The organism is Pararhodobacter marinus (genome assembly GCF_003122215.1).
GTDB classification, from domain to species: Bacteria; Pseudomonadota; Alphaproteobacteria; order Rhodobacterales; family Rhodobacteraceae; genus Pararhodobacter; species Pararhodobacter marinus.
Genome location: NZ_QEYD01000011.1, coordinates 156,721 through 180,035, shown reverse-complemented (window position 1 = coordinate 180,035; position 23,315 = coordinate 156,721). Strand labels below are relative to the sequence as shown.

General features: G+C 66.7%; 25 protein-coding genes. 16 read left to right on the top strand and 9 right to left on the bottom strand.

Annotated features, from left to right (window positions below; genetic code table 11):
• From C4N9_RS22385 to rplP, 10 genes are all read left to right on the top strand, one after another.
• A partial coding sequence (locus tag C4N9_RS22385; protein WP_146195182.1) for an EF-Tu C-terminal domain-related protein occupies positions 1-108 on the top strand: 108 nt, incomplete at its 5' end.
• Positions 109-165: 57 nt separating this feature from the next.
• Complete coding sequence (gene rpsJ / locus C4N9_RS17585) at positions 166-474, top strand: 30S ribosomal protein S10 (protein WP_068305476.1); 309 nt, start codon at positions 166-168, stop codon at positions 472-474.
• A gap of 12 nt (positions 475-486) precedes the next feature.
• On the top strand, positions 487-1,359 hold the full coding sequence (gene rplC, locus C4N9_RS17580) for a 50S ribosomal protein L3 (RefSeq protein ID WP_109534656.1): 873 nt from the start codon (positions 487-489) through the stop codon (positions 1,357-1,359).
• Positions 1,359-1,979: a 50S ribosomal protein L4 gene (gene rplD / locus C4N9_RS17575; RefSeq protein ID WP_109534655.1), complete on the top strand. Its 621-nt coding sequence runs from the start codon at positions 1,359-1,361 to the stop codon at positions 1,977-1,979. The genes rplC and rplD overlap by 1 nt, the downstream gene beginning before the upstream one ends.
• A complete protein-coding gene (locus C4N9_RS17570; protein ID WP_109534654.1) occupies positions 1,976-2,272 on the top strand; it encodes a 50S ribosomal protein L23 in 297 nt (98 codons plus the stop codon). The genes rplD and C4N9_RS17570 overlap by 4 nt, the downstream gene beginning before the upstream one ends.
• A gap of 367 nt (positions 2,273-2,639) precedes the next feature.
• A complete protein-coding gene (gene rplB, locus C4N9_RS17565) occupies positions 2,640-3,479 on the top strand; it encodes a 50S ribosomal protein L2 (RefSeq protein WP_109534653.1) in 840 nt (279 codons plus the stop codon).
• 3 nt (positions 3,480-3,482) lie between these two features.
• Positions 3,483-3,761 carry a 30S ribosomal protein S19 gene (gene rpsS, locus C4N9_RS17560; protein WP_109534652.1) on the top strand — a complete coding sequence of 93 codons (279 nt, stop codon included), beginning with the start codon at positions 3,483-3,485 and terminating at the stop codon, positions 3,759-3,761.
• 3 nt (positions 3,762-3,764) lie between these two features.
• Positions 3,765-4,145 (top strand): 50S ribosomal protein L22, encoded by a 381-nt coding sequence (gene rplV, locus C4N9_RS17555; protein ID WP_109534651.1) that lies wholly within the window; start codon positions 3,765-3,767, stop codon positions 4,143-4,145.
• Positions 4,145-4,873, top strand: a complete 729-nt coding sequence (gene rpsC, locus C4N9_RS17550) for a 30S ribosomal protein S3 (RefSeq protein ID WP_068305488.1) — start codon at positions 4,145-4,147, stop codon at positions 4,871-4,873. Before rplV ends, rpsC begins: the two co-directional genes overlap by 1 nt.
• 12 nt (positions 4,874-4,885) lie before the next feature.
• The gene (gene rplP / locus C4N9_RS17545) at positions 4,886-5,299 is read left to right on the top strand and encodes a 50S ribosomal protein L16 (protein WP_109534650.1); all 414 of its coding nucleotides are present in this window, start codon (positions 4,886-4,888) and stop codon (positions 5,297-5,299) included.
• A gap of 170 nt (positions 5,300-5,469) precedes the next feature.
• Here rplP and C4N9_RS17540 read toward each other — a convergent pair whose 3' ends face one another.
• Positions 5,470-6,090 carry a 2OG-Fe(II) oxygenase family protein gene (locus tag C4N9_RS17540; RefSeq protein ID WP_109534649.1) on the bottom strand — a complete coding sequence of 207 codons (621 nt, stop codon included), beginning with the start codon at positions 6,088-6,090 and terminating at the stop codon, positions 5,470-5,472.
• A gap of 176 nt (positions 6,091-6,266) precedes the next feature.
• Between C4N9_RS17540 and coaBC the strand changes: the two genes are divergently transcribed.
• From coaBC to C4N9_RS17525, 3 genes are read left to right on the top strand one after another with little or no spacing between them, the layout of a single operon-like run.
• On the top strand, positions 6,267-7,460 hold the full coding sequence (gene coaBC, locus C4N9_RS17535) for a bifunctional phosphopantothenoylcysteine decarboxylase/phosphopantothenate--cysteine ligase CoaBC (protein WP_109534648.1): 1,194 nt from the start codon (positions 6,267-6,269) through the stop codon (positions 7,458-7,460).
• Positions 7,457-7,924, top strand: coding sequence for a dUTP diphosphatase (dut, locus tag C4N9_RS17530; RefSeq protein WP_109534647.1), 468 nt, complete (start codon positions 7,457-7,459; stop codon positions 7,922-7,924). The genes coaBC and dut overlap by 4 nt, the downstream gene beginning before the upstream one ends.
• The gene (locus C4N9_RS17525; RefSeq protein ID WP_109534646.1) at positions 7,924-8,988 is read left to right on the top strand and encodes a HesA/MoeB/ThiF family protein; all 1,065 of its coding nucleotides are present in this window, start codon (positions 7,924-7,926) and stop codon (positions 8,986-8,988) included. The genes dut and C4N9_RS17525 overlap by 1 nt, the downstream gene beginning before the upstream one ends.
• Positions 8,989-9,066: 78 nt before the next feature.
• Here C4N9_RS17525 and C4N9_RS17520 read toward each other — a convergent pair whose 3' ends face one another.
• Positions 9,067-10,035 (bottom strand): NAD(P)H-dependent glycerol-3-phosphate dehydrogenase, encoded by a 969-nt coding sequence (locus C4N9_RS17520; RefSeq protein WP_109534645.1) that lies wholly within the window; start codon positions 10,033-10,035, stop codon positions 9,067-9,069.
• A 102-nt stretch (positions 10,036-10,137) separates the two neighbouring features.
• Between C4N9_RS17520 and pncB the strand changes: the two genes are divergently transcribed.
• Entirely contained in the window at positions 10,138-11,430 is a 1,293-nt protein-coding gene (pncB, locus tag C4N9_RS17515) for a nicotinate phosphoribosyltransferase (RefSeq protein ID WP_109534644.1), read from the top strand.
• Between the two features lie 9 nt (positions 11,431-11,439).
• On the opposite strand, the gene C4N9_RS17510 is transcribed toward pncB, so the two are convergent.
• The 3 genes from C4N9_RS17510 to C4N9_RS17500 all read right to left on the bottom strand — a co-directional run bounded on the left by C4N9_RS17510 (position 11,440) and on the right by C4N9_RS17500 (position 14,456).
• Complete coding sequence (locus tag C4N9_RS17510; RefSeq protein WP_109534643.1) at positions 11,440-12,189, bottom strand: SDR family NAD(P)-dependent oxidoreductase; 750 nt, start codon at positions 12,187-12,189, stop codon at positions 11,440-11,442.
• A gap of 10 nt (positions 12,190-12,199) precedes the next feature.
• A complete protein-coding gene (speB, locus tag C4N9_RS17505; protein WP_109534642.1) occupies positions 12,200-13,153 on the bottom strand; it encodes an agmatinase in 954 nt (317 codons plus the stop codon).
• Between the two features lie 343 nt (positions 13,154-13,496).
• The gene (locus C4N9_RS17500; RefSeq protein WP_109534641.1) at positions 13,497-14,456 is read right to left on the bottom strand and encodes an OmpA family protein; all 960 of its coding nucleotides are present in this window, start codon (positions 14,454-14,456) and stop codon (positions 13,497-13,499) included.
• Between the two features lie 149 nt (positions 14,457-14,605).
• Here C4N9_RS17500 and glpK point away from each other — a divergent pair, with 149 nt between their 5' ends.
• On the top strand, positions 14,606-16,084 hold the full coding sequence (glpK, locus tag C4N9_RS17495; RefSeq protein ID WP_109534640.1) for a glycerol kinase GlpK: 1,479 nt from the start codon (positions 14,606-14,608) through the stop codon (positions 16,082-16,084).
• Positions 16,085-16,147: 63 nt separating this feature from the next.
• Here the strand turns inward: glpK and C4N9_RS17490 are convergent, their stop codons facing one another.
• Positions 16,148-16,576, bottom strand: a complete 429-nt coding sequence (locus tag C4N9_RS17490) for a hypothetical protein (RefSeq protein WP_109534639.1) — start codon at positions 16,574-16,576, stop codon at positions 16,148-16,150.
• The gene (gene nudC, locus C4N9_RS17485; protein ID WP_245902605.1) at positions 16,566-17,564 is read right to left on the bottom strand and encodes an NAD(+) diphosphatase; all 999 of its coding nucleotides are present in this window, start codon (positions 17,562-17,564) and stop codon (positions 16,566-16,568) included. Before nudC ends, C4N9_RS17490 begins: the two co-directional genes overlap by 11 nt.
• A 199-nt stretch (positions 17,565-17,763) precedes the next feature.
• Here nudC and C4N9_RS17480 point away from each other — a divergent pair, with 199 nt between their 5' ends.
• A complete protein-coding gene (locus C4N9_RS17480) occupies positions 17,764-19,722 on the top strand; it encodes a bifunctional 2',3'-cyclic-nucleotide 2'-phosphodiesterase/3'-nucleotidase (protein ID WP_109534637.1) in 1,959 nt (652 codons plus the stop codon).
• Positions 19,723-19,891: 169 nt separating this feature from the next.
• Here C4N9_RS17480 and C4N9_RS17475 read toward each other — a convergent pair whose 3' ends face one another.
• On the bottom strand, positions 19,892-22,393 hold the full coding sequence (locus C4N9_RS17475) for a GcvT family protein (RefSeq protein ID WP_109534636.1): 2,502 nt from the start codon (positions 22,391-22,393) through the stop codon (positions 19,892-19,894).
• A 287-nt stretch (positions 22,394-22,680) separates the two neighbouring features.
• Positions 22,681-23,298: an EF-hand domain-containing protein gene (locus tag C4N9_RS17470; protein WP_109534635.1), complete on the bottom strand. Its 618-nt coding sequence runs from the start codon at positions 23,296-23,298 to the stop codon at positions 22,681-22,683.
• Between the last annotated feature and the right edge of the window lie 17 nt (positions 23,299-23,315).

Below are 23,315 nucleotides of genomic sequence, written 5' to 3'. Positions count from 1 at the left end.
GAAGTCTCGCTGATCGCCCCGATCGCCATGGAAGAGAAGCTGCGCTTCGCCATCCGTGAAGGCGGCCGTACCGTCGGCGCCGGCGTCGTGTCGAAAATCATCAAGTAAGGCCGTCAGGCGGGATGGGCGTCACAGCCCATCCCGCGAGACATGAGGAATTAGAAGATGCAAGGTCAAACCATTCGCATCCGGCTCAAGGCCTTCGATTATCGCGTTCTCGATGCGTCGACCGCGGAAATCGTCAACACGGCCAAGCGCACGGGCGCCCAGGTTCGCGGGCCCATCCCGCTGCCCAACAAGATCGAGAAGTTCACGGTTCTGCGTGGTCCGCACATCGACAAGAAGTCGCGCGACCAGTGGGAAATCCGCACGCACAAGCGTCTTCTCGACATCGTCGATCCGACCCCGCAGACCGTGGACGCGCTGATGAAGCTCGACCTCGCTGCCGGCGTCGACGTCGAAATCAAGGTTTAAGGAGTGTCCCCGATGCGCTCTGGAGTTATCGCCAAGAAGCTGGGCATGACCCGGCTGTTCATGGAGGACGGGAAGCAGGTTCCCGTGACCGTCCTTCAACTCGATTCGCTGCAAGTCGTTGCGCAGCGCACGGCCGACACCGACGGTTACACTGCGGTTCAGCTGGGCGCCGGGACGGCCAAGGCCAAGCGTGTGTCCGCGCCGATGCGTGGCCATTTCGCGAAAGCCTCGGTCGCGCCCAAGCGCAAGCTGGCCGAGTTCCGCGTCTCGCCCGAGAACATGATCAATGTCGGTGAGGAAATCACCGCCGATCACTATTTCGAAGGCCAGTTCGTCGACATCGCCGGCACCTCGATCGGTAAAGGCTTCGCCGGCGTCATGAAACGCCACAATTTCGGTGGTCTGCGCGCATCGCACGGCGTTTCGATCAGCCACCGTTCGCACGGGTCGACCGGCCAGTGCCAGGACCCCGGCAAGGTGTTCAAGGGCAAGAAAATGGCGGGTCACCTCGGTGCCGTCCGCGTGACCACGCAGAACCTGCAGGTCGTGCGCACGGATGCCGATCGTGGTCTGATCATGGTCAAGGGCGCCGTTCCCGGTTCCAAGGGCGGCTGGGTCACGATCAAGGACGCGGTGAAGAAACCCTTCCCCGAGAACGCGATCCTGCCCGCCGCGCTGAAGAGCGCTGCCGACGAAGCCCGCCGCGCCGCGGAAGAGGCTGCTGCCGCCGCCGCTGCCGAGGCCGAGGCCGAAGCGAAGCGCCTGGCTGAAGAGCAGGCCGCGCAAGAGGCCGCCGCGCTGAAGGAAGCCGAAGCGTCGATCGACGCCGACAAGGCTGACGGCGCTGCGACCGACGGCGATGCCGCGCCCGAAGGAGACAAGTGATGAAACTCGACGTGATCAAGCTCGACTCCGGCAAGGCCGGTGAAGTCGATCTGAACGACGCCATCTTCGGGCTCGAGCCGCGCGCCGACATCCTGCACCGCGTGGTGCGCTGGCAGCGCGCCAAGGCGCAGGCCGGCACCCATTCGGTGCTGGGTCGCTCGGACGTGTCCTACTCGACCAAGAAGATCTATCGCCAGAAAGGCACCGGCGGCGCCCGCCACGGTTCCAAGAAGGCGCCGATCTTCCGCAAGGGTGGTGTCTACAAGGGCCCGACCCCGCGCAGCCACGCCTTCGACCTTCCCAAGAAGGTCCGGGCGCTGGGTCTGAAGCACGCGCTGTCGGCGAAAGCCGCTGCCGGCAAGCTGGTGGTTCTGGACTCGGCCGAAATGGCCGAAGCCAAGACCGCGATGCTGGCCAAGGCCGTGAACGACCTGGGCTGGAAAAAGGTCCTGATCATCGACGGCGCCGAAGTGAATGCGAACTTCGCCGCCGCCGCCCGCAACCTCGATGGCGTCGATGTGCTGCCGTCGATGGGCGCCAACGTCTACGACATCCTCAAGCGTGACACCCTGGTGATCACGAAAGCGGGCGTCGAAGCTCTGGAGGCTCGACTGGCATGAGCGCGAAAGCTGAACATTACGACGTGATCCGCAAGCCGGTCATCACCGAAAAGGCGACGATGGCTTCCGAAGCCAACGCCGTGGTCTTCGAAGTGGCGATCGACTCGACCAAGCCGCAGATCAAAGAGGCCGTCGAAAGCCTGTTTGGCGTCAAGGTCAAAGCGGTGAACACCTCGATCACCAAGGGCAAGGTCAAGCGTTTCCGGGGCATCCTGGGCAAGCGCAAGGACGTCAAGAAAGCGTATGTCACCCTCGAGGAAGGCAACGCGATCGACGTGACCACCGGCCTGTAACCGGCCGCGGGGCGCACTGCGTCCCGTCCGTCAGGAACCGAAAGGCCCCCGCCCCAGCGCGGGGGCCTTTCCCATGGGCCGGGCGCCTGCGGGCTTATGCTGCGTTTCGCCCCCCTGACCGGCTCGCAAGCCGGGTGCAGCGCGCGAAAGCCTGCACAGGCTGGAAAAAACTGCCCCCGCCCTATGGACCTGACGCCGGAAATCGCGTAACCCTCGCGCATCGCACCGCCCCGGATTCGTCCGGGGCTGTCGATTTGTGGAATCAGGGTCCGGACGAGCGATCGCGAGAACCCGCACTCGGCCACCTTCGGGGGGCTATAACGGAGGGCAGGGCAACCTGCCCGCAAAGCAACGGAAGACAGAAAGCATGGCACTCAAGTCGTATAAGCCGACGACGCCGGGCCAGCGTGGGCTGGTGCTGATCGACCGTTCGGAGCTTTGGAAAGGACGCCCCGTCAAGGCCCTGACCCAGGGTCTGACGAAGTCGGGCGGCCGGAACAACACCGGACGGATTACCTCGTTCCACCGCGGCGGCGGCGCCAAGCGCCTGTACCGCGTGGTGGATTTCAAGCGTCGCAAGTTCGACGTCTCCGCCACGGTGGAACGCATCGAATACGACCCCAACCGGACCGCGTTCATCGCGCTCATTCGCTACCAGGACGGCGAGCAGGCCTATATCCTCGCTCCGCAGCGTCTGGCCGTTGGCGACAGCGTGATCTCGGGTGCGAAGACCGACGTGAAGCCGGGCAACGCGATGCCGTTCTCGGGCATGCCGCTCGGTACCATCGTCCACAACGTCGAACTGAAGCCCGGCAAGGGTGGTCAGATCGCGCGCGCCGCGGGCACCTATGCCCAGTTCGTTGGCCGTGACGGCGGTTACGCCCAGCTGCGCCTCTCGTCGGGCGAGCTGCGGATGGTGCGTCAGGAATGCCTGGCCACGATCGGCGCCGTGTCGAACTCGGACCATTCGAACCAGAACCTCGGCAAGGCCGGTCGTCGTCGCCACATGGGCATCAAGCCGACCGTCCGTGGTGTCGCCATGAACCCGATCGACCACCCGCATGGTGGTGGTGAAGGCCGGACCTCGGGCGGCCGTACGCCGGTCACCCCGTGGGGTAAGGACACCAAGGGTTCGCGGACCCGCTCGAACAAGTCGACGGACAAATACATCATCCGTTCGCGTCACGCCAAGAAGAAGGGCCGCTAACACATGGCACGTTCTGTCTGGAAGGGCCCCTTCGTCGATGCTTTCCTGCTGAAAAAAGCAGAGAAAGCTCGGGAATCGGGGCGTAACGAAGTCATCAAGATCTGGTCGCGTCGCTCGACGATCCTGCCGCAATTCGTGGGCCTGACGTTCGGCGTCTACAACGGCAAGAAGCATATCCCCGTCAACGTGACCGAGGAAATGATCGGCCAGAAGTTCGGTGAATACTCGCCGACCCGTACCTATTACGGGCACGCGGCCGACAAGAAAGCGAAGCGGAAGTAAGTCATGGGTAAAGAGCAAAATCCGCGCCGCGTGGCTGACAACGAAGCCATGGCCAAGGCCAGCATGCTGCGCGTCTCGCCGCAGAAGCTGAACCTGGTCGCCGGCCTCATCCGCGGCAAGAAGGTCGAAAAGGCGCTGGCCGATCTGACCTTCTCGAAAAAGCGTATCGCCGTCGACGTGAAGAAATGCCTTCAGTCGGCCGTCGCCAACGCCGAGAACAACCACGGCCTGGACGTCGACAACCTGATCGTCGCCGAAGCCTGGGTCGGCAAGAAGATGGTCATGAAGCGCGGTCGCCCGCGCGCACGCGGCCGTTTCGGCAAGATCATGAAGCCGTTTTCGGAAATCACCATCATGGTGCGTGAGCGCGAGGAGCAAGCGTAATGGGACAGAAGGTTAACCCCATCGGGATGCGCCTCCAGGTCAACCGCACCTGGGACAGCCGCTGGTACGCCGACGGCGAGGAATACGGCAACCTGCTGCTTGAAGATCTGCGCATGCGCGATTTCATCAAGGAAGAGTGCAAGGCCGCCGGCGTCAGCCGTGTCGTGATCGAGCGTCCCCACAAGAAGTGCCGTGTGACCATTCACACCGCGCGTCCGGGCGTGATCATCGGCAAGAAAGGCGCTGACATCGAAGGTTTGCGCAAGAAGCTGTCGAACTTCACCGATTCGGAACTGCACCTCAACATCGTCGAGGTCCGCAAGCCCGAGCTGGACGCCCAGCTGGTGGCCGAATCGATCGCTCAGCAGCTCGAGCGTCGTGTCTCGTTCCGCCGCGCCATGAAGCGCTCGGTTCAGAACGCGATGCGCATCGGTGCTCTGGGTATCCGCGTGAACATCGCCGGCCGTCTGGGCGGCGCCGAGATCGCGCGTACCGAGTGGTATCGTGAAGGCCGTGTGCCGCTGCACACGCTGCGCGCCGACATCGACTATGCGCTGGCCGAGGCCATGACTCCCTACGGGATCATCGGTATCAAGGTCTGGATCTACAAGGGCGACATCATGGAGCACGACCCGCAGGCGCGCGATCGCCGGCAGGCCGAGCTGCAGGAAGGCCCCAGCAGCGCGCCCCGTCGCGATCGTCGCGACGATCGCCGCGACCGCGCCTGAGGAGAGTAAGTCATGCTGCAACCGAAACGGACGAAGTTCCGCAAACAGCACAAGGGCCGGATCCACGGCGAAGCCAAGGGCGGTTCCGACCTGAACTTCGGCATGTACGGCCTGAAGGCGACCGAGCCCGAGCGCATCACCGCGCGTCAGATCGAAGCCGCGCGTCGTGCCATGACCCGTCACATGAAGCGTCAGGGCCGTGTCTGGATCCGTATCTTCCCGGACGTCCCCGTCTCGGCCAAGCCGGTCGAAGTGCGGATGGGTAAAGGCAAGGGTTCGGTCGACCGCTGGACCTGCAAGGTCAAGCCCGGCCGCGTGATGTTCGAGCTCGACGGTGTCAACGAAGAAACCGCGCGCGAAGCCCTGCGCCTCGCCGCGATGAAGCTTCCGATCAAGACCCGCGTCGTCGTTCGCGAAGACTGGTAATCGGCGCGCCCTGCGCGCCGGGTGGGGTATAGCGGAAAATCGAAGATTTTCGGCGGGCCCCACATGGTCAAAGAAAAGAACAAAACCCCCGCCGAGCGATCGGCGGGGGATTTGCGTTGCATGTCGTCGGATCACGTCGTCGCATTCCGGGCTGCGTCCGAGACCTCCCCTCACCCCCACCGATAATTGAAGCTGACCGAGATCCGCTCGTCCTCGGCCATGTTCATCGGCACCTCGTGCCTGAGCCAGCTTTCCCACAAGAGCACGTCGCCCACATCGGGCTGCACATAGACGAAGGTCTGCATCTCGCGCCGCGCATCCTTCTTGCGGGCGGGGGCCGCCATCAGACGGCCCGACCGGGGATCTTCCAGCTTCAGCGCCGACGTACCCTCGGGCATCTGCACATAGGTCGTGCCCGAGATCACCGAATGCGGGTGCAGATGCGAGGTATGCAGCCCCCCCTCGGGCAGGATGTTGATCCACAGATCCTCGAGCACCAGCTTGCGGTCGTTCAGGTTGAATTCCAGATCCTTGGCGAAGGCCGCGACATGCTTGTCGAGCGCCTTCTGCAGGTCGGCGAAGATCGGAAAGCGCCAGGGCAGGTCCGACAGCGAGGCATAAGAGGTATAGCCGGGATAGCCCTGCTCCTCGCACCAGGTCTGGCCGGCTTCGTCATCCTCGGCGATGGAATAGCACGACGCGACCAGTTCGCCCGCATCCACCTTGGGTTTGTACTCGTCCAGCCGGGCGCGATAGAGACGGGTGACGAAAAGGGATTCGATCTGGGACATGGGCCGGTTCTGCTGCTGGGAATGAAAGAGGCGCATAGCGCCCGGGATTTGGCGGCACTATCGCCCATCGCGCGACGGCGGTCCAGCCGGGCCCGCCCCGCCCGCAGGGGTCCCGCATGAGTGTTGCCACCCCGTCCGCCCGTGGCTACATCAGGACGAACCCAGCGGAGGGCCCGATGCTTACGGCCAAGCGTATCCTTCTGATCATCGGCGGCGGCATTGCCGCTTACAAGACGCTCGACCTGATCCGCCGCCTGCAGCGCGCAGGCGCCAGCGTGACGCCGGTGCTGACCCGTGCCGGGGCGGAATTCGTCACGCCGCTGTCGGTCGCGGCGCTGGCCAATGCCCCGGTGCACCAGGATCTGTTCGACCTGACCGCCGAGGCCGAGATGGGCCATATCCAGCTCTCGCGTTCCGCCGACCTGATCGTGGTCGCCCCCGCCACCGCCGATTTGATGGCGAAGATGGCGCAGGGACGCGCGGATGATCTGGCCTCGACCCTGCTTCTGGCCACGGATACGCCCGTGCTGATCGCGCCCGCGATGAACGTGCGGATGTGGACCCACCCCGCCACGCAGCGCAACCTTGCGACCCTGACGGCGGACGGCATCCTGACGATCGGCCCCGACGAAGGCGACATGGCCTGCGGCGAACACGGCCCCGGCCGGATGGCCGAGCCCGAAGCGATCCTTGCCGCCATCGACGCGGCCCTGGCCGAAGGCCCGCTGAAAGGCCGTCATATCCTCGTCACCTCGGGCCCCACGCACGAGCCCATCGACCCCGTCCGCTATATCGCCAACCGGTCCTCGGGCCAGCAAGGCACCGCGCTGGCCGCCGCCCTGCGCGATCTGGGCGCGCGGGTCAGCTTCGTCACCGGCCCCGCCACCACCCCACCGCCCCCGGGGGTCGCGGTGATCCGCGTGGAAAGCGCGCGCGACATGCTGGCCGCGGTCGAGGCCGCCCTGCCCGCCGATGCCGCGATCTTCACCGCCGCCGTGGCCGATTGGCGCGTTGCCAATGCCGCAGGTCAGAAGATGAAGAAACAGGCGGGCAAGCCGCTGCCGGTGCTGGAATTCGCCGAGAATCCCGACATCCTTGCCACGATCAGCCGCCATGCGCAGCGGCCCGGGCTGGTCGTGGGCTTCGCGGCCGAGACCGAGAACGTCATCGAACACGCGCAGGCCAAGCGCGCGCGCAAGGGCTGCGACTGGATCGTCGCCAACGATGTCTCGCCCGCCACCGGCATCATGGGCGGCGCCGAGAACGCGGTGCACCTGATCACCGAAGACAGCGTCGAGGACTGGCCCCGCCTGCCCAAGGCCGAGGTCGCGCGCCGCCTCGCGCAACGCATCGCGAAAGACCTGACATGAGCATCCTGATCAAACTGAAGCGCGAGGACTGGGCCGATCCGCAGATCCCGCTGCCCGATTACGCCACCGCCGGATCCGCCGGCGCCGATATCCGCGTCAACCTGCGCCCCGAGGACCGCGCAGCGGGCGTGACGCTTGCGCCGTGGAGCCGCCTGCTGCTGCCCACCGGCCTGATCGCCGAGATCCCCCAGGGCTACGAGATCCAGGTGCGCCCGCGGTCCGGCCTGTCGCTGAAACACGGGATCACCCTGCCCAACACCCCCGGCACGATCGACAGCGATTATCGCGGGCCGATCGGTGTCCCGCTCATCAACCTGTCCGACACGCCCTACACGATCGCGCATGGCGAGCGCGTCGCGCAATGGGTCGTGGCCCCGGTGCTGCAGGCGCGTTTCTCGCTGACGCAGGTGCTGGGCGACACCGCGCGCGGCAGCGGCGGCTTCGGCTCGACCGGGCGCGGCTGATGCTGGGCATACTGATCCTCGCGGCAGCGCTTTTCGCCCTGGGCTGGGCCTTCGGCGTCTCGCTGCGCGCGCGGCTGGCGGTTCTGGGCACGATCTGGGCGGGGATGGTGCTGGCCCATCTGGCCATGCCCGCCGACGCGCCCTTCCGCGTCTCGACCGGCGGCGACGTGCGGCCCTGGCTGGTGCTGGCGCTGGTGGTGCTGGCGCTCTGGGGCTACCGCGCGGGGCTCAGGCGGCTGCGCGCGCGCGCCGTAAAGCACGAGGCCGCCCATAGCCCGACCCAGAAACAGCCGCTCTTCTCCGAGGCCGAGCTCAACCGCTATGCCCGCCACATGATCCTGCGCGAAGTGGGCGGGCCGGGCCAGCGGGCGCTCAAGCAGGCGAAGGTGCTGGTGATCGGCGCCGGCGGGCTGGGATCGCCCGCGCTTCTCTACCTTGCCGCCGCCGGGGTGGGCACGATCGGCGTGATCGACGATGACGGGGTCGAGGCCTCGAACCTGCAGCGGCAGATCATCCATACCGACCTGACCATCGGCATGCCCAAGGTTTTCTCGGCACAGGAACAGATGGAGGCGCTGAACCCCTTCATCCGCGTTAAACCCTATCACCGCCGCCTCGACGAAGAGACCGCGCGTGCGCTCTTTGCCGAATACGATCTGATCCTCGACGGCACCGACAATTTCGACACGCGCTTCCTCGTCAATCGCATCGCCGTCGAAACCCGCACCCCGCTGATCGCCGCCGCGATCACGCAATGGGAAGGCCAGATCTCGCTCTACGACCCCGCGCGGGGCGGTCCCTGCTATCAATGCGTCTTCCCCGAACGCCCCGCCGATGGCCTCGCCCCCTCTTGCGCCGAGGCGGGTGTGATCGCGCCCCTGCCCGGCGTGCTGGGGTCGATGATGGCGCTCGAAGCGGTGAAGCAGCTGACCGGCGCAGGCGCCACCCTGCGGGGCGCGATGCTGATCTATGACGGGCTCTACGGCGAATCCCGTCGCATCACCCTGAAACAGCGCCCCGATTGCCCGGTCTGCAACCGGGTCCATGACGAGACGGCGCCCTGAGCGCGCATCTTTGTTCCAGAAATATCCTGGGGGGTGAGGCCGAAGGCCGAGGGGGGCAAAGCCCCCCTTCCCGTTCCCTTATCCCCGCTCCCGGCGCAAGGGCCGCGACAAAAGCAGGTCCTTGGCCTGTTCCAGCCCCACCTTGCCGCGCAAAAGCGCCGAGACCATGCAGGTGACCGGCAGCATGTCCGGATCGGCATCCGCCGCGATGGCATGGGCGGTCATCACGCCTTCGACCGTCTGGCTGTCATCGGGCGCCTCGCCCCGGCCGATCGCCTGACCATGGCGGAAATTGCGCGATTTCTCCGAGGTGCAGGTCAGTACCAGGTCGCCGAACCCCGACAGGCCGAACAGCGTCGCCGCCTGCCCGCCGCGTTGCTCGGCCAGCCGTCCGATCTCGGCGAAGCCCCGCGTCATCAGCGCCGCGCGGGCGCTTTCGCCGAAACCCGCGCCGAGCACCACGCCCGCGGCGATGGCGATCACGTTCTTCAGCGCCCCGCCCAGCTGCGCGCCAATCACGTCCTCTTCCAGGTAAAGCCGCAGGTGATGGGTCGACAGCGCCTCTTGCAGCGCGTCATCGCCGCGCCCGGCCATGGCCAGCGTCAGCGCGGTGGGCTTGCCGCGCGCGATATCGGCGGCGAAGCTGGGCCCGGTCAGCACCGCGTGCCGTCCCCCTGGCATCACGTCGTCGAGCACCTGCGTGGGCAACAGCCCGCTGCCCAGTTCGACCCCCTTGCAGCAGGCAACCAGCACCCGGCCCTGCAACGCATGGGCGTTCTCCTCGACCAGTCTGCGCAGCGATTGCGCGGGCACGGCCAACAGCAGTACCGGCGCGCGCGCGGCCTCGTCCAGATCGGACACGGGCGTCAGACCGGCGGGCAGATCCACCCCCGGCAGGCGCGCGGTATTCTCGCGTGTGAGCGCCATGGCACGGACCTGCGCCGCGTCGCGTGACCACAGGGCGACCCGGCGCCCCGCCTGTGCCAGCGCGATGGCCAGCGCCGTTCCGAAGGCGCCCGCGCCCAGAACTCCGATTTCAGGCCGCATTCCGGCCTTCCTTTCCGCCCTTTCGGGCTTTGCAGCCCCCGCGTTCGAAGGTTAAGACCATGAAACGCCCCATATTAACCTGCCCGGGGCCAGGAGGACCCCATGGTCGACATCGCCTCGCGCGTGCACAATCACAACTGGAAGATCGACCCGATCATCCGGTCGCTGATTGACACCGACTTCTACAAGCTTCTGATGTGTCAGTCGATCTTTCGCAATCGCCCCGATACGCGGGTGACGTTTTCGCTGATCAACCGCTCGAAGGATGTGCGGCTGGCCGAGCTGGTGGATGAGGGCGAATTGCGTGAACAGCTCGATCATGTGCGCTCGTTGTCGTTGACACGGGGCGAAAGCACCTGGATGCGGGGCAACACGTTTTACGGCAAGCGGCAGATGTTCCGGCCGGATTTCATGGAATGGTTCGAGAACCTGCGCCTGCCGCCCTATGTGCTGGAAAAGCGCGACGGTCAGTACGAACTGACTTTCGAAGGCGCCTGGCCCGAGGTCATGCTGTGGGAAATCCCTGCGCTGGCGATCCTGATGGAGCTGCGCTCGCGCGCCGTTCTGCAGACGATGGGCAAGTTCGAGCTGGAAGTTCTCTATGCCCGCGCCATGACCCGCGTGTGGGACAAGGTGCAGCGCCTGCGCAAGATTCCGGGCCTGAAGATCGCCGATTTCGGCACCCGGCGGCGGCATTCCTTCCTGTGGCAGGATTGGTGCGTGCAGGCGATGACCGAGGGGCTGGGCGACGCGTTCATCGGCACCTCGAATTGCCGCATCGCGATGCGCCGCGACCTTGAAGCCGTGGGCACGAACGCGCATGAGCTGCCGATGGTCTTTGCCGCGCTGGCCGAAACGGATGAAGAGCTGGCGCAGGCCCCCTACAAGGTGCTGGCCGACTGGCACGAAGAGCATGACGGCAACCTGCGCATCATCCTGCCCGACACCTATGGAACCGAGGGTTTCCTGAAACGCGCGCCCGACTGGCTGGCCGGCTGGACCGGGATCCGCATCGATTCCGGCGATCCCGCTTCGGCGGCCGAGGTTGCGATCCGCTGGTGGCAGGAACGCGGCGAGGATCCGCGCCAGAAGCTGGTAATCTTCTCGGACGGGCTGGATGTCGAGAACATCGAAGAGCTGCACGCGCAATTCGCGGGCCGGGTGAAGGCCTCGTTCGGCTGGGGCACGCTGCTGACCAACGATTTCCGGGGCCTTGCACCGGGCGATTCGCTGGCGCCCTTCTCGCTGGTCTGCAAGGCGGTCTCGGCCAATGGCAAACCCACCGTCAAGCTCAGCGACAACCCGATGAAGGCGATGGGCCCGGCCGCCGAAGTCGCGCGCTACAAGCGCGTCTTCGGCGTGGGCGAACAGGCGGCGATGGAGGTCGTGGTCTGACCGCGCCCGTCAGCGGCGCAGGGCAGGCAGGCCCACGCCGGTGCTCTCGAACCCGCCATCGGCGGCGACGACCTGGCCGGTGACGTAGCTCGCCTTGTCGGAGCACAAGAAGACGATCACTTCGGCGATCTCGCGCTCGGACCCGTAGCGGTTGAGGGGGATCGCGTCGTGATAGGCGTCGATGATCTCCTGGCTATGGACCGCCATGGCCAGCTTGGTGCGCACCGGCCCCGGGCAGACGCAGTTGCAGCGGATGCCGTCTTCGCCCAGTTCCGCTGCCTGCTGCTTGGTCAGCTGGATCACCGCCGCTTTCGACGTGCCATAGGCCACCCGCAGGGTCGAGGCGCGCAGCCCGCTGATCGAGGCGATGTTCACGATCGCGCCCTGCGTCTCTTTCAGCGCGTCCAGGCAGGCCTGCGACATCAGGAAGACACCGTCCAGATTGACCGCCATGACATTGCGCCAGCGTTTGAAATCCGTCTCGGCGATGGGGCCGAAATCGGCGACGCCCGCATTGTTGACCAGCGCGTCGATCCGGCCGAAATGCGCCAGCACCTCGGCGACCGCCGTCTCGACCTCCGCGGGCTCCGAGACGTCGCAATAAAAGGCGCGCGCGCCTTCGAGCCCGGCGCAGGCGCTGTCGAGCGCGGGCACGTCGCGGTCGAGCATGGCGACGCGCCAGCCCTGTTCGAGAAACAATTGCGCGGTGGCAAGACCGATACCGCGCGCGGCTCCGGTGACAAGGGCGACTTTCTGCACGCGGATCTCCTCAGGAATGCGCGCTCACGATGGCGCAGAGCATTTCGAACATCAAGGATGCACCCAGATAGGCGGTGGCGCCGGACGGATCGAAGGGCGGCGAGACCTCGACCAGATCGGCGCCGACGATCTTCACGCCCCGCAATCCCCGCGCGCATTCAAGCGCCTGGAAGCTGTTCGGCCCGCCGACTTCGGGCGTGCCGGTGCCGGGTGCGAAGGCGGGATCGACGAAATCGATATCGTAGCTGACATAGGTGTCGCCGGTGCCGGCGATGGCGCGGGCCTCGGCCATGACATCGGCGGGGCCGCGGGCGTGGAAGTCCTCGATGGGAATGACGCGGATCCCGACGCTGTCGGCGAAGTCGCGGTCCTCGCTGTCATAGGCAGTGCCCCGGATACCGATCATGCAGACGCGCTTGGGGTCCAGAAGACCCTCTTCGACGGCGCGGCGGAAGGGCGTACCATGGGTATACATCTGGCCGTTGAAATAGGAATGGTAGAGGTCGGTGTGGCTGTCGAAATGGATCATGCCCAGCGGGCCGTCCTTGGCCAGCGCGCGCAGGATCGGCAGCGTGCACAGATGGTCGCCCCCGGCGGTGAGCGGGAGGATCCCCGCCGCTGTCACCCGCGCGTAGAAATCCTGCATCCGGCTCAGGCTGTCCTGCAGATCGGCGGGATTGGGGGCCACGTCGCCCAAGTCGGCGCAGTGCATCGTTTCGAACGGCCGAAGCCCCGTGACGCCGTGCTGCGCGCGGATCATGGTCGAGGCGTCGCGGATCTGGCGGGGACCGTGGCGGGGGCCGGGGCGGTTGGTGGTGCCGCCATCCCAGGGCGCGCCGATCAGACCGACCTGCACCTGCGGCAGGCGCGGATCGTCGAGCGGCACATGCGGCAGGCGCATGAAGGTGGGGATGCCGGCGAAGCGCGGCAGGACAAAACCCGATACGGGTTGGAAATCGCTCATCTTGGGCCCCTGTTCTGTCCCGCCCCTGCCCGATGGGCGGGGCGGTTCAACCCGCAGGGAAGCAGGTTGCGGGGCGATTGTCACGCCTGACAGAGGGTCAAAGGCGCGTTAACGCCACCGTGCATCCCCGCCGCGAGATCGTGTGCGAGGGCCGTCGGGATGCCGCATCAAAGGGCATGACTCGAACACGGCATCCGGACGCCCCCGTGCGCCTCGGCTCAGCGCCCGCAACACAAAACCGTCCGTCCCTTGGTGACGCCCGCAACCCCTCGCCCGGGGTCAGCCCCCTGCCCTGCGCGCGCCCTCTCGGGCCCGCAGCCGGGCCGCGCACCGTTCCGGCCGGTCAAGGCCCCGCCACCAGTTCGACTCGCCGGTTCCGCGCGCGGCCCTGCGCCGTGTCGTTGGGGAAAAGTGGGGCCAGCGGGCCGATGCCGAAGGCACGCAGCCGGTCGCGGCTCGCCTCGTGCTGTTCGACGAGTGCGGTGACGACGGCTTCGGCCTGCGCTTGCGAGCGCCGCGCGGCCTCGGCCAGATCGCCGGTGTCGTCGCTATGGCCGACGATGCGAAAGCTCTGGCGCAGGTTCTGGTCCAGGAAATGCGCGAGCGTGGCAAGAACGACCTCGCTGCCCTCGCCCAGCGCGCCCTCCGCGTCGAAGACCAGCCCGTCCAGCACCGCATGGCCGAACGTGTCCATGTTCTGTGCCAGCGCGAGCGCGGTGATCGGCGGCGGCGGGGCGGCGCGTTCGGTCTGGACATTGTCCACCAGCATGGCGACCTGACCCTCTTCGGGCTGGGTCAGCACGATCACCGTCCACAACGTGCCGACGGCGTCGTCGCGCGCGCCGATCACCACGCCCTGCGCCTGCGCCTCGTCGCCCGGGGCGACCGCCATCCCGTCGGGCACCGGATAGGTTTCCAGATAGGCGAGGATCCAGCGCCGGCTGCCGACGCCCCCGCCCGCGCGGTCCTGCGTGAAGCCTGCGGCGCGGATTTCGAATCCCTGCCGTTCCAGAACCTCGCGCTGGCGCTGATACATGGTTTCCACCCGTCGCGCCGGTCCGCGCCGGGTATAAAGCGTGCGGGTGACGAGACCATGCACGCGCAGCCAGTCGTCAATCTGTGACAGCGGACCAAGCGGCCCGACCGGGATCGGAAAATCGCGCGGTTCAGGGTCGCGGACCTGCAGGGCCAGGGTTTGCCCGTGATCGCGGATCAGCGGCAGCGGATCCTCGGCGCCCGGCTGGTCCTGCGTGGCGAGGGCCGGCAGGCTCAGCGCCGACAGGGCCAAGGCGACCCAGACCATCAGTAACCTGCAGCGGTGCATCGTTCCCTCGCTCTTCGTTGCGCCTCACCGTGGGACAGAGATGTTGATAAAACCTTTCCGCAGGCCGGGTTGCGCGCGGTTGACGCCTCCCCGCTCTCGCGCCACCCTGTCGCGCAAAGGAGACCAGAATGACGATCCTCGCCATCGACCAGGGCACGACCTCGAGCCGGGCGATCCTGTTTGACGCCGACCTGAGCGTGCTCAAGGTCGCGCAACAGGAATTCACCCAGCATTATCCCGCCTCGGGCTGGGTCGAGCACGATCCCGAGGATCTGTGGCGCACCACGCTGGAAAGCTGCGAGGCGGTGCTGGACGGCGTGGCGCCGCCCGCCGCCTTGGGGATCACCAATCAGCGGGAAACCGTGGTGATCTGGGACCGCGATACCGGCGAGGCCATTCACAACGCCATCGTCTGGCAGGACCGCCGCACCGCCGATTTCTGCGCCGAGCTGCGCGAGGCCGGGCACGAAGCCGAGGTGACCGCGCGCAGCGGTCTTCTGCTGGATCCGTATTTCACCGCGACCAAGGCGAAATGGCTGCTCGATCAGGTGCCGGGCGCGCGCGAGCGGGCGAAGGCGGGCAAGCTGGCGGCGGGGACAATCGACAGTTTCCTGATCTGGCGCCTGACCGAGGGGCGGGTGCACGCGACGGATGCCACCAATGCCGCGCGCACGATGCTCTACAACATCGATACCGGCGCCTGGGACGAGGAATTGTGCCGCCTGTTCGACGTCCCCGTCGAGATGCTGCCCGAGGTGCGCGACTGCAATGCCGAGTTCGGAGAATGCCGGCTGTTCGGCACCGCGATCCCGATCCTGGGCGTGGCGGGCGATCAGCAGGCGGCGACGATGGGACAGGCCTGTTTCCGGCCCGGCATGATGAAATCGACCTATGGCACCGGCTGTTTCGCCCTGCTGAACACGGGTGCGACGCGGGTGGCCTCGCAAAACCGTTTGTTAACGACTGTGGGTTATCAGATCGACGGCAAGGTGACCTATGCGCTGGAAGGGTCGATCTTTGTCGCGGGGGCGGTGGTGCAATGGCTGCGCGACGGACTGAAGATCATCGGCGCGGCGCCCGAAACGCAGGCTTTGGCCGAAGCGGCCGATCCGGGCCAGCGGGTGATCATCGTGCCCGCTTTCACCGGGCTGGGCGCGCCCTATTGGCGGCCCGAGGCGCGCGGCGCGGTCTTTGGTCTGACGCGCAATTCCGGCCCCGCGGAATTGGCCCGCGCGGCGCTGGAAAGCGTGGGGTTCCAGACCCGCGACCTGGCCGAGGCGATGCGCGCCGACTGGGCCGCGTCGGGCGCCGAGGCGGAGCTGGCGACCTTGCGCGTGGATGGCGGGATGAGCGCGAGCGATTTCGCCATGCAGTCGCTGGCGGATATCCTGGGCGCCCCGGTCGACCGGCCCGATGTGCTGGAAACGACAGCTCTGGGCGTGGCGTGGCTGGCCGGAAACGGCGAGGGAATGCTGCCCGATGCCGAGGGCTTCGCCGAGCGCTGGTCGCTGGAGCGCCGGTTCGAGCCGCAGCTCGACGCCGATGCGCGCGAACAGCGCTACGCGGCGTGGCAACGGGCGGTCAAGGCGACCATCGCGGCGGGGTGACGCGCCGCGGGGCGTGCGGGCCGCAAGGGCTGCCGCCCCGGGGCCACGATAACAGGGCCGCGATCAGGGCTGGCCGATCAGCGTGATCATCCGCTTCAGCCGGTCCGACGCCTTGCCCTTGACCAGCCGCATGGATTGCAGCGCCATGGTCATCATCATCGACTTGGCGGTGATATCGGCGGTCGCGTTGACCTGACAGCCATCGTCGGGCAGGTCGTAGAATTCGCAGGTGATCACGATAGTCGCCAGATCCGAGGTGATGTTCAGCACGATGGTCTCGTGCGGCACCGTCTCGGTCATCACCGCGCGGAAATTGCGCGGCGCGTCGCGCCAGTGGATCGCGCAATCCCAGGCCGGTTGCGGCGGCTCGGCGATGCGCGTGGCCTCGATCGACATCCGGCGCAGGACTTCCTCGATCCGCTCGGGCGACCGGAACTTTGCCAGCACCTTCTCGCGCGAGCGTTTGAAATCCTTGGTCGCGTCAACCTGCATTCCCGTCACCCTTTCCCTTGCCCGAGGCAAAGCCGATCTCTCCGGCCAGCCAGCGCGCCATCAATTCCTGTGCGATCGCGCCGTTGCGGGGCCGCCGGATCACCGGATGCTCGCCCGCCATCGCCTGCGCCAGCTCGTCGCGTGTCACCCATATCGCGGCTTCCAGCTCGTGGTCGAGCACGATCTCGTCGCTCAGCGCCTCGCCCATGCAGCCCAGCATCAGCGAATTGGGCCACGGCCAGGGCTGCGAGGCGACATAGGCGACGCGCCCGACGCGCACGCTGGTTTCCTCGAACACCTCGCGGCGCACGGCGGCTTCCAGCGCCTCACCCGGTTCCACAAACCCCGCCAGCGCGGAATACATGCCTTCGACCCAGCCCGGCGAGCGGCCCAGCAACACGCGCCCGTTGCGCTCGATCATCATGATCACCACCGGGTCGGTGCGGGGGAAATGCACCGCGCGGCAGGTCGGGCAGACGCGCTGCCAGCCCGCTTCGGCGCTTTCGCTGCGCGCCCCGCAACGCGAGCAGAACCGGTGCGAGCCGTGCCAGTTGAACAGCGCCCGCGCGGTCGATCCCATCGCCGCATCGACCCCGTCCAGCCGCGTCATCAGCCCGCGCAGATCGGCAAAGCGATGATCGGACGGCAGGTCGGGATGGGTGTATTCCGTCGGGTCGAAAAAGGCCGCCATCGCCGCCTCGTCCATCCCGGCCGGGACCCAGGAGGACAGATCGGCGGCAAAGCGCGCGGCGCCGTCATGTTCGCCCAGGAACAGCCAGGCCGGATCGGCATCGTCGAGCACCCGGTCCCCCGGCGAAAGCCAGGCAAGACGCGCCTCGTCCGCCCCGGCGATCAACGGCCGCCCGCGCCAGACCGGCAGCACGCGGGTGGCCGAATCATTCCGCAGCGCGGCCTGTTTTTCGGCGTCGCCACGCCACTCGGCCCGCCGGTCGTCCCATTCGGACGCAAAGACAATTTCGCGCGCCACCGCCACCCCCTGTCGATTGTGCCGGGTTTAGGCCATTTTCCCCGGGGTTGGAACAGAGTCTTCGGGCGAAGACGTTGATTTCATGTTGTGTCTCAACCGGAGGCTGTGAATAATCATACAGAACGAGCCCGCCTTTCGCCCCATTTGTGCCATCGAGTCCTCGCACCACTGAAGCAGAGTTCAGCGTCGCGACCGCCGGGTGTCCTTGACGCGACAAGAGACTGGAACCGTGATCGAACGAGGCTACGCGTTGCTTAATCCTTCAACCTTCAGTGGGTTCGCTGCCGGGCAACGGGGTGTGCATCTGCGGATCATCGAGACGACGGATCTTCATCTGCACCTGATGCCCTATGATTACTATGCCGACCGGCCCTCGGAGGGGATCGGGCTGGCCAATGCCGCGCGGATCATCGACGCGGCCCGCGCCGAGGCGGCCAACACGGTTCTGTTCGACAACGGCGATTTCCTGCAGGGCACGCCGATGGGGGATTACGTCGCCCAGGAATCGCGGCTGTCCGAGGGCGAGCTGCACCCCGTCGTCGCGGCAATGAACGCGCTGAATTACGACGCGATCACGCTGGGCAATCACGAATTCAACTACGGTCTCGACTTCCTGATGCGCACGCTGGCGCGCGCGGCCTTCCCGGTCGTGTCCGCCAATCTGGTCACGCGGCTGGGCGCCACGCCGCGCGACGACCGCACGCTGGTCAAACCCTATGTGCTGCTCGACCGGATGCTCAGCGACGACAAAGGGTTCGACCATCCGATCCGCATCGGCGTCATCGGGTTCGCGCCGCCGCAGGTGACGATGTGGGACAGCCAGAACCTTGCCGGACGGCTGGCCGCGCGCGACATCGTCGAGACCGCCCGCGCCTGGGTCCCGGAAATGCGCGAGGCCGGGGCGGATATCATCGTCGCGCTGGCGCATACCGGCATCGGCGCCGCCCGGCATGTCGACGGGATGGAGAACGCCGCCGTTCCGCTCGCCCGGACCGAGGGCATCGACGCGATCCTGACGGGGCACAGTCACCTGCTGTTCCCCTCGCCGGTCTTCTCGGCCTTGCCGGAGGTGGATGTCGCGACCGGAACCATCGCCGGGAAGCCCGCCGTGATGGCCGGTTGCTGGGGGGCGCATATCGGGCTGATCGACCTGTTGCTGACGCGCGAAAGCGGGGTCTGGACCGTTCTGGGCACCCGGTCGGAAGTGCGTGCCCTGCCGACCGACACGACCGGGACCACCCCCGACCCCCGCGTGACCGACGCCGTCTCGCCGCATCATGAGCGGACGCTGACGGCGATCCGCCGCCCGGTGGGCGAGGCCAGGGAAACGCTGCATTCCTATTTCAGCCATCTGGGCGTCACTGCCTCGCTGAAGGTGGTGGCCGAGGCACAGCGGAATTACGTGCAGGAGCGGCTGCGCGGCACGGTGCACGAGTCCCTGCCGGTCCTGTCGGCGGTCGCGCCGTACAAATCCGGCGGGCGGGGTGGGCCGCAAGGCTACACGATGGTCCCCGAGGGTCCGGTCGCGCTGCGCCATCTGGCCGATCTGTACCCGTTCCCGAACGCCATTGCGGCGTTGCGGCTTTCTGGGGAGCAGGTGATCGAATGGCTGGAACGTTCGGCCGCGGCCTTCAACCGGATCCGTCCGGGCAGCCAGGAGACGTCGCTGCGCAACAACGACGTGCCGGGCTACAATTTCGAGGTCATCCACCCGCTCGACGTGGTCTACGACCTGTCCCAGCCGGCGCGCTATGATCCGGCGGGGGCCCTGGTCGATGGACGCGCGCGGCGGGTGGTGCAGGCCTGGCTGGACGGGGCGCCGCTGGATCCCGACGGGTACTATATCCTGTGCACCAACAGCTACCGCGCCGGGGGAGCCGGGGGCTTCGCCGGGGCCGAAACGGCCAATATCGTGCTGTCGGACGCGCGGGTCACGCGGGATATCCTGCACGACCATGTCAGCCGCAACGGCGGCCTGTCGGCCGAAAAGCGGGGGAGCCTGCGCTTCAAGGCGCTGAAGGGCACCTCGGCGATCTTCGAGACGGGGCCGGAAGCCCGGCAATTCCTGTCGGATATCGACACCTTCCGCCCGGTCCAGCGCGGGCTGAACCGGGGCGGCTTCCTGCGGCTGAAAGTGGATCTGTCGGGCGGGGTCTGAGACGAGCCGCCGGGCGTCGCGGCGGCCATGGCCCCCGACACCAATGCAGGCGACCGGGTCGACGGTGCGGGTTTTCTGCACATCGCTCCGGTCACACAAAAGGGCCGCTTGCGCGGCCCTTTCCTAATCCGGGATGGTGCGTGAATCACGCACCCTACGGGCCGAACCCTCAGCCGTCCTTGCGGATCACGGCGTTGGTGGGGTCGTAGGGGCTGTCCTCGGTCACCACGGCATCCCATTCCTTCAGCTGGATCTTTACCTTCAGCTTGGTGCCGACCTCGGCCAGTTCCGGCGGAACATAGCCCATGCCGATCTGCTTGCCGAAGGCCACCGACCAGCCGCCCGAGGTCAGGCGCCCGACCTTTTCGCCGTCTTTCAGCAGCGCCTCTTTCCCCCAGGGATCGGTGTCGGACGGCCCGTCAATGAGCAGCGTCACGCATTTGGCGCGGATACCGGTATCCAGCATCGCCTGCTTGCCGCGGAACTCCTTGGACAAGTCGATGAAGCGGTCGAGACCGGCCTCTGCGGGGGTCGCGTCGCGGCCCAGCTCGGTTCCGAAGGCGCGGTAGCTCTTCTCCATCCGCAGCCAGTTCTGGGCGCGGGCGCCGACCGGCTTCAGACCGTGTTTCTCGCCGGCCTTCATCAGCAGATCCCAGAGGTAGCGGCCGAACTCGACGGGATAATGCAGCTCCCAGCCCAGCTCGCCAGTATAGGCGACGCGGATCGCGCGGACCGGGCACATGCCCAGCTCGATGTCGCGATAGGACAGCCAGGGGAAGCGCTTGTTCGACAGAACGGTGTCGGGATTCGCGTCCTTGACGATCTCGTTTAGGATCGCGCGGGCATTGGGCCCGGCCAGCGCGTAGACGCCCCACTGCGTGGTGATGTCGTGGCAATCGACATAGTCGCCACCCTCGGCGCGGAAATCCTCGATCGCCTTTTTCAGGTAATCAGCGTCGTAATCCGTCCAGGCACCGGCCGAGATCAGGTAATATTCGTCATCCTTGAGCCGCACGATGGTGTATTCCGTGCGGGTCGTCCCGGCCTCGGTCAGGGCGTAGGTCAGGTTGATCCGGCCCACTTTCGGCAGCTTGTTGCAGGTAAAGTGGTCAAGGAACGCCGTCGCGCCCGGCCCGCGCACAAGGTGCTTGGTGAAGGCCGAGGCATCGATGATGCCGCAGGTTTCGCGGACGGCCTTGGCCTCGGCCTCGGCGTATTGCCACCAGGCGCCACGCCGGAACGAGCGGCTGTTGTGATCGAAATCGGCGGGGGCGTCGAGCGGGCCGTAATAGTTCGGGCGTTCCCAGCCGTTTACCTGACCCATCTGCGCGCCCAGCGCGATCTGGCGGTCATAGGCGGGGGCGGTGCGCAGCGGACGGCAGGCTTCACGCTCTTCGTCCGGGTGGTGCAGGATGAAGACGTGCTCGTAGCATTCCTCGTTCTTGCGCGCGGCGTATTCAGTGGTCATCCACGCGCCGTAACGCTTGGGATCGAGCGAGGCCATGTCGATCTCGGCTTCGCCCTGCGTCATCAGCTGGGCGAGGTAATAGCCGGTGCCACCGGCAGCAGTGATGCCGAAGGAAAAGCCCTCGGCCAGCCACATGTTGCGCAGCCCCGGGGCGGGGCCGACCAGCGGGTTGCCATCGGGCGTATAGCAGATCGGGCCGTTGAAATCGTCCTTCAGACCCACCTCTTCCGAGGTCGGGATGCGGTGGATCATGGACATGTATTCTTCCTCGATCCGCTCCAGATCCAGCTGGAACAGGTCGGCGCGGAAGCTTTCCGGCACGTCATAGAGGAAACGCGCGGGCGCGTTGCGCTCATAGGGGCCAAGGATCCAGCCGCCGCGCTCTTCGCGGACATACCACTTGGCGTCGGCGTCGCGCAGGACCGGGTGCTCGGGGTTGCCGGCGGCGCGCCATTTCTGCAGCGCGGGGTCGGGCTCGGTGACGATATACTGGTGCTCGACCGGGATCGCGGGGATCTTGATGCCCAGAAGGCGCGCGGTGCGCTGCGCGTGGTTGCCGGTCGCGGTGACGACATGCTCGGCGCGGATCTCGAACTTGTCGTCCGAGGGGACGAGGTTGCCGCCCTTCTCGACCATGCGCGTGCAGGACACGATCCATTCGCTGCCGGTCCACTGATAGCCGTCGACCTGGATCTTGCGCTCGATCGTGGCACCGTGCTGGCGCGCGCCCTTGGCCATGGCCTGGGTCACGTCGGCGGGGTTGATATAGCCGTCCTGCGGGTGGAACAGCGCGCCTTTCAGATCGTCCGTGCGCACCAGCGGCCAGCGGTCCTTGATCTGCGCGGGGGTGAGGAATTCGTGGTACACCCCGGCGGTTTCGGCCACCGACGAATAGAGCATGTATTCGTCCATCCGCGCATCGGTCTGGGCCATGCGCAGATTGCCGCAGACCGAGAACCCGGCATTGAGCCCGGTTTCGGCTTCGAGCGATTTGTAGAAATCGACCGAGTATTTGTGAATGTGGGTGGTCGCGTAGCTCATGTTGAAGAGCGGCAGCAGCCCGGCCGCGTGCCAGGTCGAGCCCGAGGTCAGCTCGTCACGCTCGATCAGCATGGTGTCCCAGCCGGCCTTGGCGAGGTGATAGGCGATGCCGGTGCCGACCGCACCACCACCGACGACAAGGGCTTTCACATGGGTTTTCATTCCACCGGCTCCGCAAGAGATTTGCCCCGGTTTCGCAGCAATTCGCGCGGGGCGGTGAAATGCTGCCGACCGATGGGCGCGTAAAAACGACGCGCGATCATGTCGGGGCCGGGAAGCGGGGCTGACGGGAACAGCGGTCAAGGTCGCCATCGGCTTGAATATCAGCGCGTTTCGCCCTGCCGCGCCGTGCCCGGTCGCTCCGCTGTCGCGAATCGGCCCGGAACCGCTGGCGGGTCCGGGCCTTTGGGGGGGCTTCGCCACCGGATGCGCCCCGCATCGCGTGAATTTTAGCGGTCGCGGCCGAAATCCGCGGCATCGACCTGCCCGTCGCCACTGGCGTCAAGCTGGGCGAACAGGCGCGGTGTGGCCTCGACCCATTCACGGGCGGTGATCCGCCCGTCGCGGTCCGCATCGGCGAAGCCCGGCGTCATCGCGGCGTGGATCATTTGGCCCGGGCTGGTGAAACGGCGGCCGGGGCCGCGTCCTTGGCCTTGTGCTTGTCCTAGGCCGTGTCCTTGGCCCAATCCCTGGCCCAATCCCTGGCATTGCCGCTGCCCGCCGGCATGCCCCTCGCGGTTCGTCTCTTCCTGAGCGGCGATGGTCTGCGCCATGTTCGCCTGCTCGTCCGCGTCGAGGGCGCCGCTGCCGTCCAGATCGAACATCTCGAACAGATCGCCACGCCGGGTGGCGACATCGTCAGGCGTCACGCGCCCGTCGCCGTTCATGTCCCATTGCACGAGGAAATCGGCCATTTGCGGGCCGGCCTGTCCCTGCATCTGTGTCTGTCCGGAGCCGCGCCCTTGACCTTGGCTTTGGCCCTGACCCAGCCCGTAGCTCTGGGCGAAGACGGCGGTGGCACTCACGGCCAGACCGGCCACGAGAAGGGAGATCGTCGAACGTCGCATGGGGATACCTCACATTC

Excerpts from the sequence above, each read along its gene's own strand:
- rpsJ (WP_068305476.1), top strand. The coding sequence starts at position 166 with ATGCAAGGTCAAACCATTCGCATCCGGCTCAAGGCCTTCGATTATCGC.
- rplC (WP_109534656.1), top strand. The coding sequence starts at position 487 with ATGCGCTCTGGAGTTATCGCCAAGAAGCTGGGCATGACCCGGCTGTTC.
- rplD (WP_109534655.1), top strand. The coding sequence starts at position 1,359 with ATGAAACTCGACGTGATCAAGCTCGACTCCGGCAAGGCCGGTGAAGTC.
- C4N9_RS17570 (WP_109534654.1), top strand. The coding sequence starts at position 1,976 with ATGAGCGCGAAAGCTGAACATTACGACGTGATCCGCAAGCCGGTCATC.
- rplB (WP_109534653.1), top strand. The coding sequence starts at position 2,640 with ATGGCACTCAAGTCGTATAAGCCGACGACGCCGGGCCAGCGTGGGCTG.
- rpsS (WP_109534652.1), top strand. The coding sequence starts at position 3,483 with ATGGCACGTTCTGTCTGGAAGGGCCCCTTCGTCGATGCTTTCCTGCTG.
- rplV (WP_109534651.1), top strand. The coding sequence starts at position 3,765 with ATGGGTAAAGAGCAAAATCCGCGCCGCGTGGCTGACAACGAAGCCATG.
- rpsC (WP_068305488.1), top strand. The coding sequence starts at position 4,145 with ATGGGACAGAAGGTTAACCCCATCGGGATGCGCCTCCAGGTCAACCGC.
- rplP (WP_109534650.1), top strand. The coding sequence starts at position 4,886 with ATGCTGCAACCGAAACGGACGAAGTTCCGCAAACAGCACAAGGGCCGG.
- C4N9_RS17540 (WP_109534649.1), bottom strand. The coding sequence starts at position 6,090 with ATGTCCCAGATCGAATCCCTTTTCGTCACCCGTCTCTATCGCGCCCGG.
- coaBC (WP_109534648.1), top strand. The coding sequence starts at position 6,267 with ATGCTTACGGCCAAGCGTATCCTTCTGATCATCGGCGGCGGCATTGCC.
- dut (WP_109534647.1), top strand. The coding sequence starts at position 7,457 with ATGAGCATCCTGATCAAACTGAAGCGCGAGGACTGGGCCGATCCGCAG.
- C4N9_RS17525 (WP_109534646.1), top strand. The coding sequence starts at position 7,924 with ATGCTGGGCATACTGATCCTCGCGGCAGCGCTTTTCGCCCTGGGCTGG.
- C4N9_RS17520 (WP_109534645.1), bottom strand. The coding sequence starts at position 10,035 with ATGCGGCCTGAAATCGGAGTTCTGGGCGCGGGCGCCTTCGGAACGGCG.
- pncB (WP_109534644.1), top strand. The coding sequence starts at position 10,138 with ATGGTCGACATCGCCTCGCGCGTGCACAATCACAACTGGAAGATCGAC.
- speB (WP_109534642.1), bottom strand. The coding sequence starts at position 13,153 with ATGAGCGATTTCCAACCCGTATCGGGTTTTGTCCTGCCGCGCTTCGCC.
- C4N9_RS17500 (WP_109534641.1), bottom strand. The coding sequence starts at position 14,456 with ATGGTCTGGGTCGCCTTGGCCCTGTCGGCGCTGAGCCTGCCGGCCCTC.
- glpK (WP_109534640.1), top strand. The coding sequence starts at position 14,606 with ATGACGATCCTCGCCATCGACCAGGGCACGACCTCGAGCCGGGCGATC.
- C4N9_RS17490 (WP_109534639.1), bottom strand. The coding sequence starts at position 16,576 with ATGCAGGTTGACGCGACCAAGGATTTCAAACGCTCGCGCGAGAAGGTG.
- C4N9_RS17475 (WP_109534636.1), bottom strand. The coding sequence starts at position 22,393 with ATGAAAACCCATGTGAAAGCCCTTGTCGTCGGTGGTGGTGCGGTCGGC.
- C4N9_RS17470 (WP_109534635.1), bottom strand. The coding sequence starts at position 23,298 with ATGCGACGTTCGACGATCTCCCTTCTCGTGGCCGGTCTGGCCGTGAGT.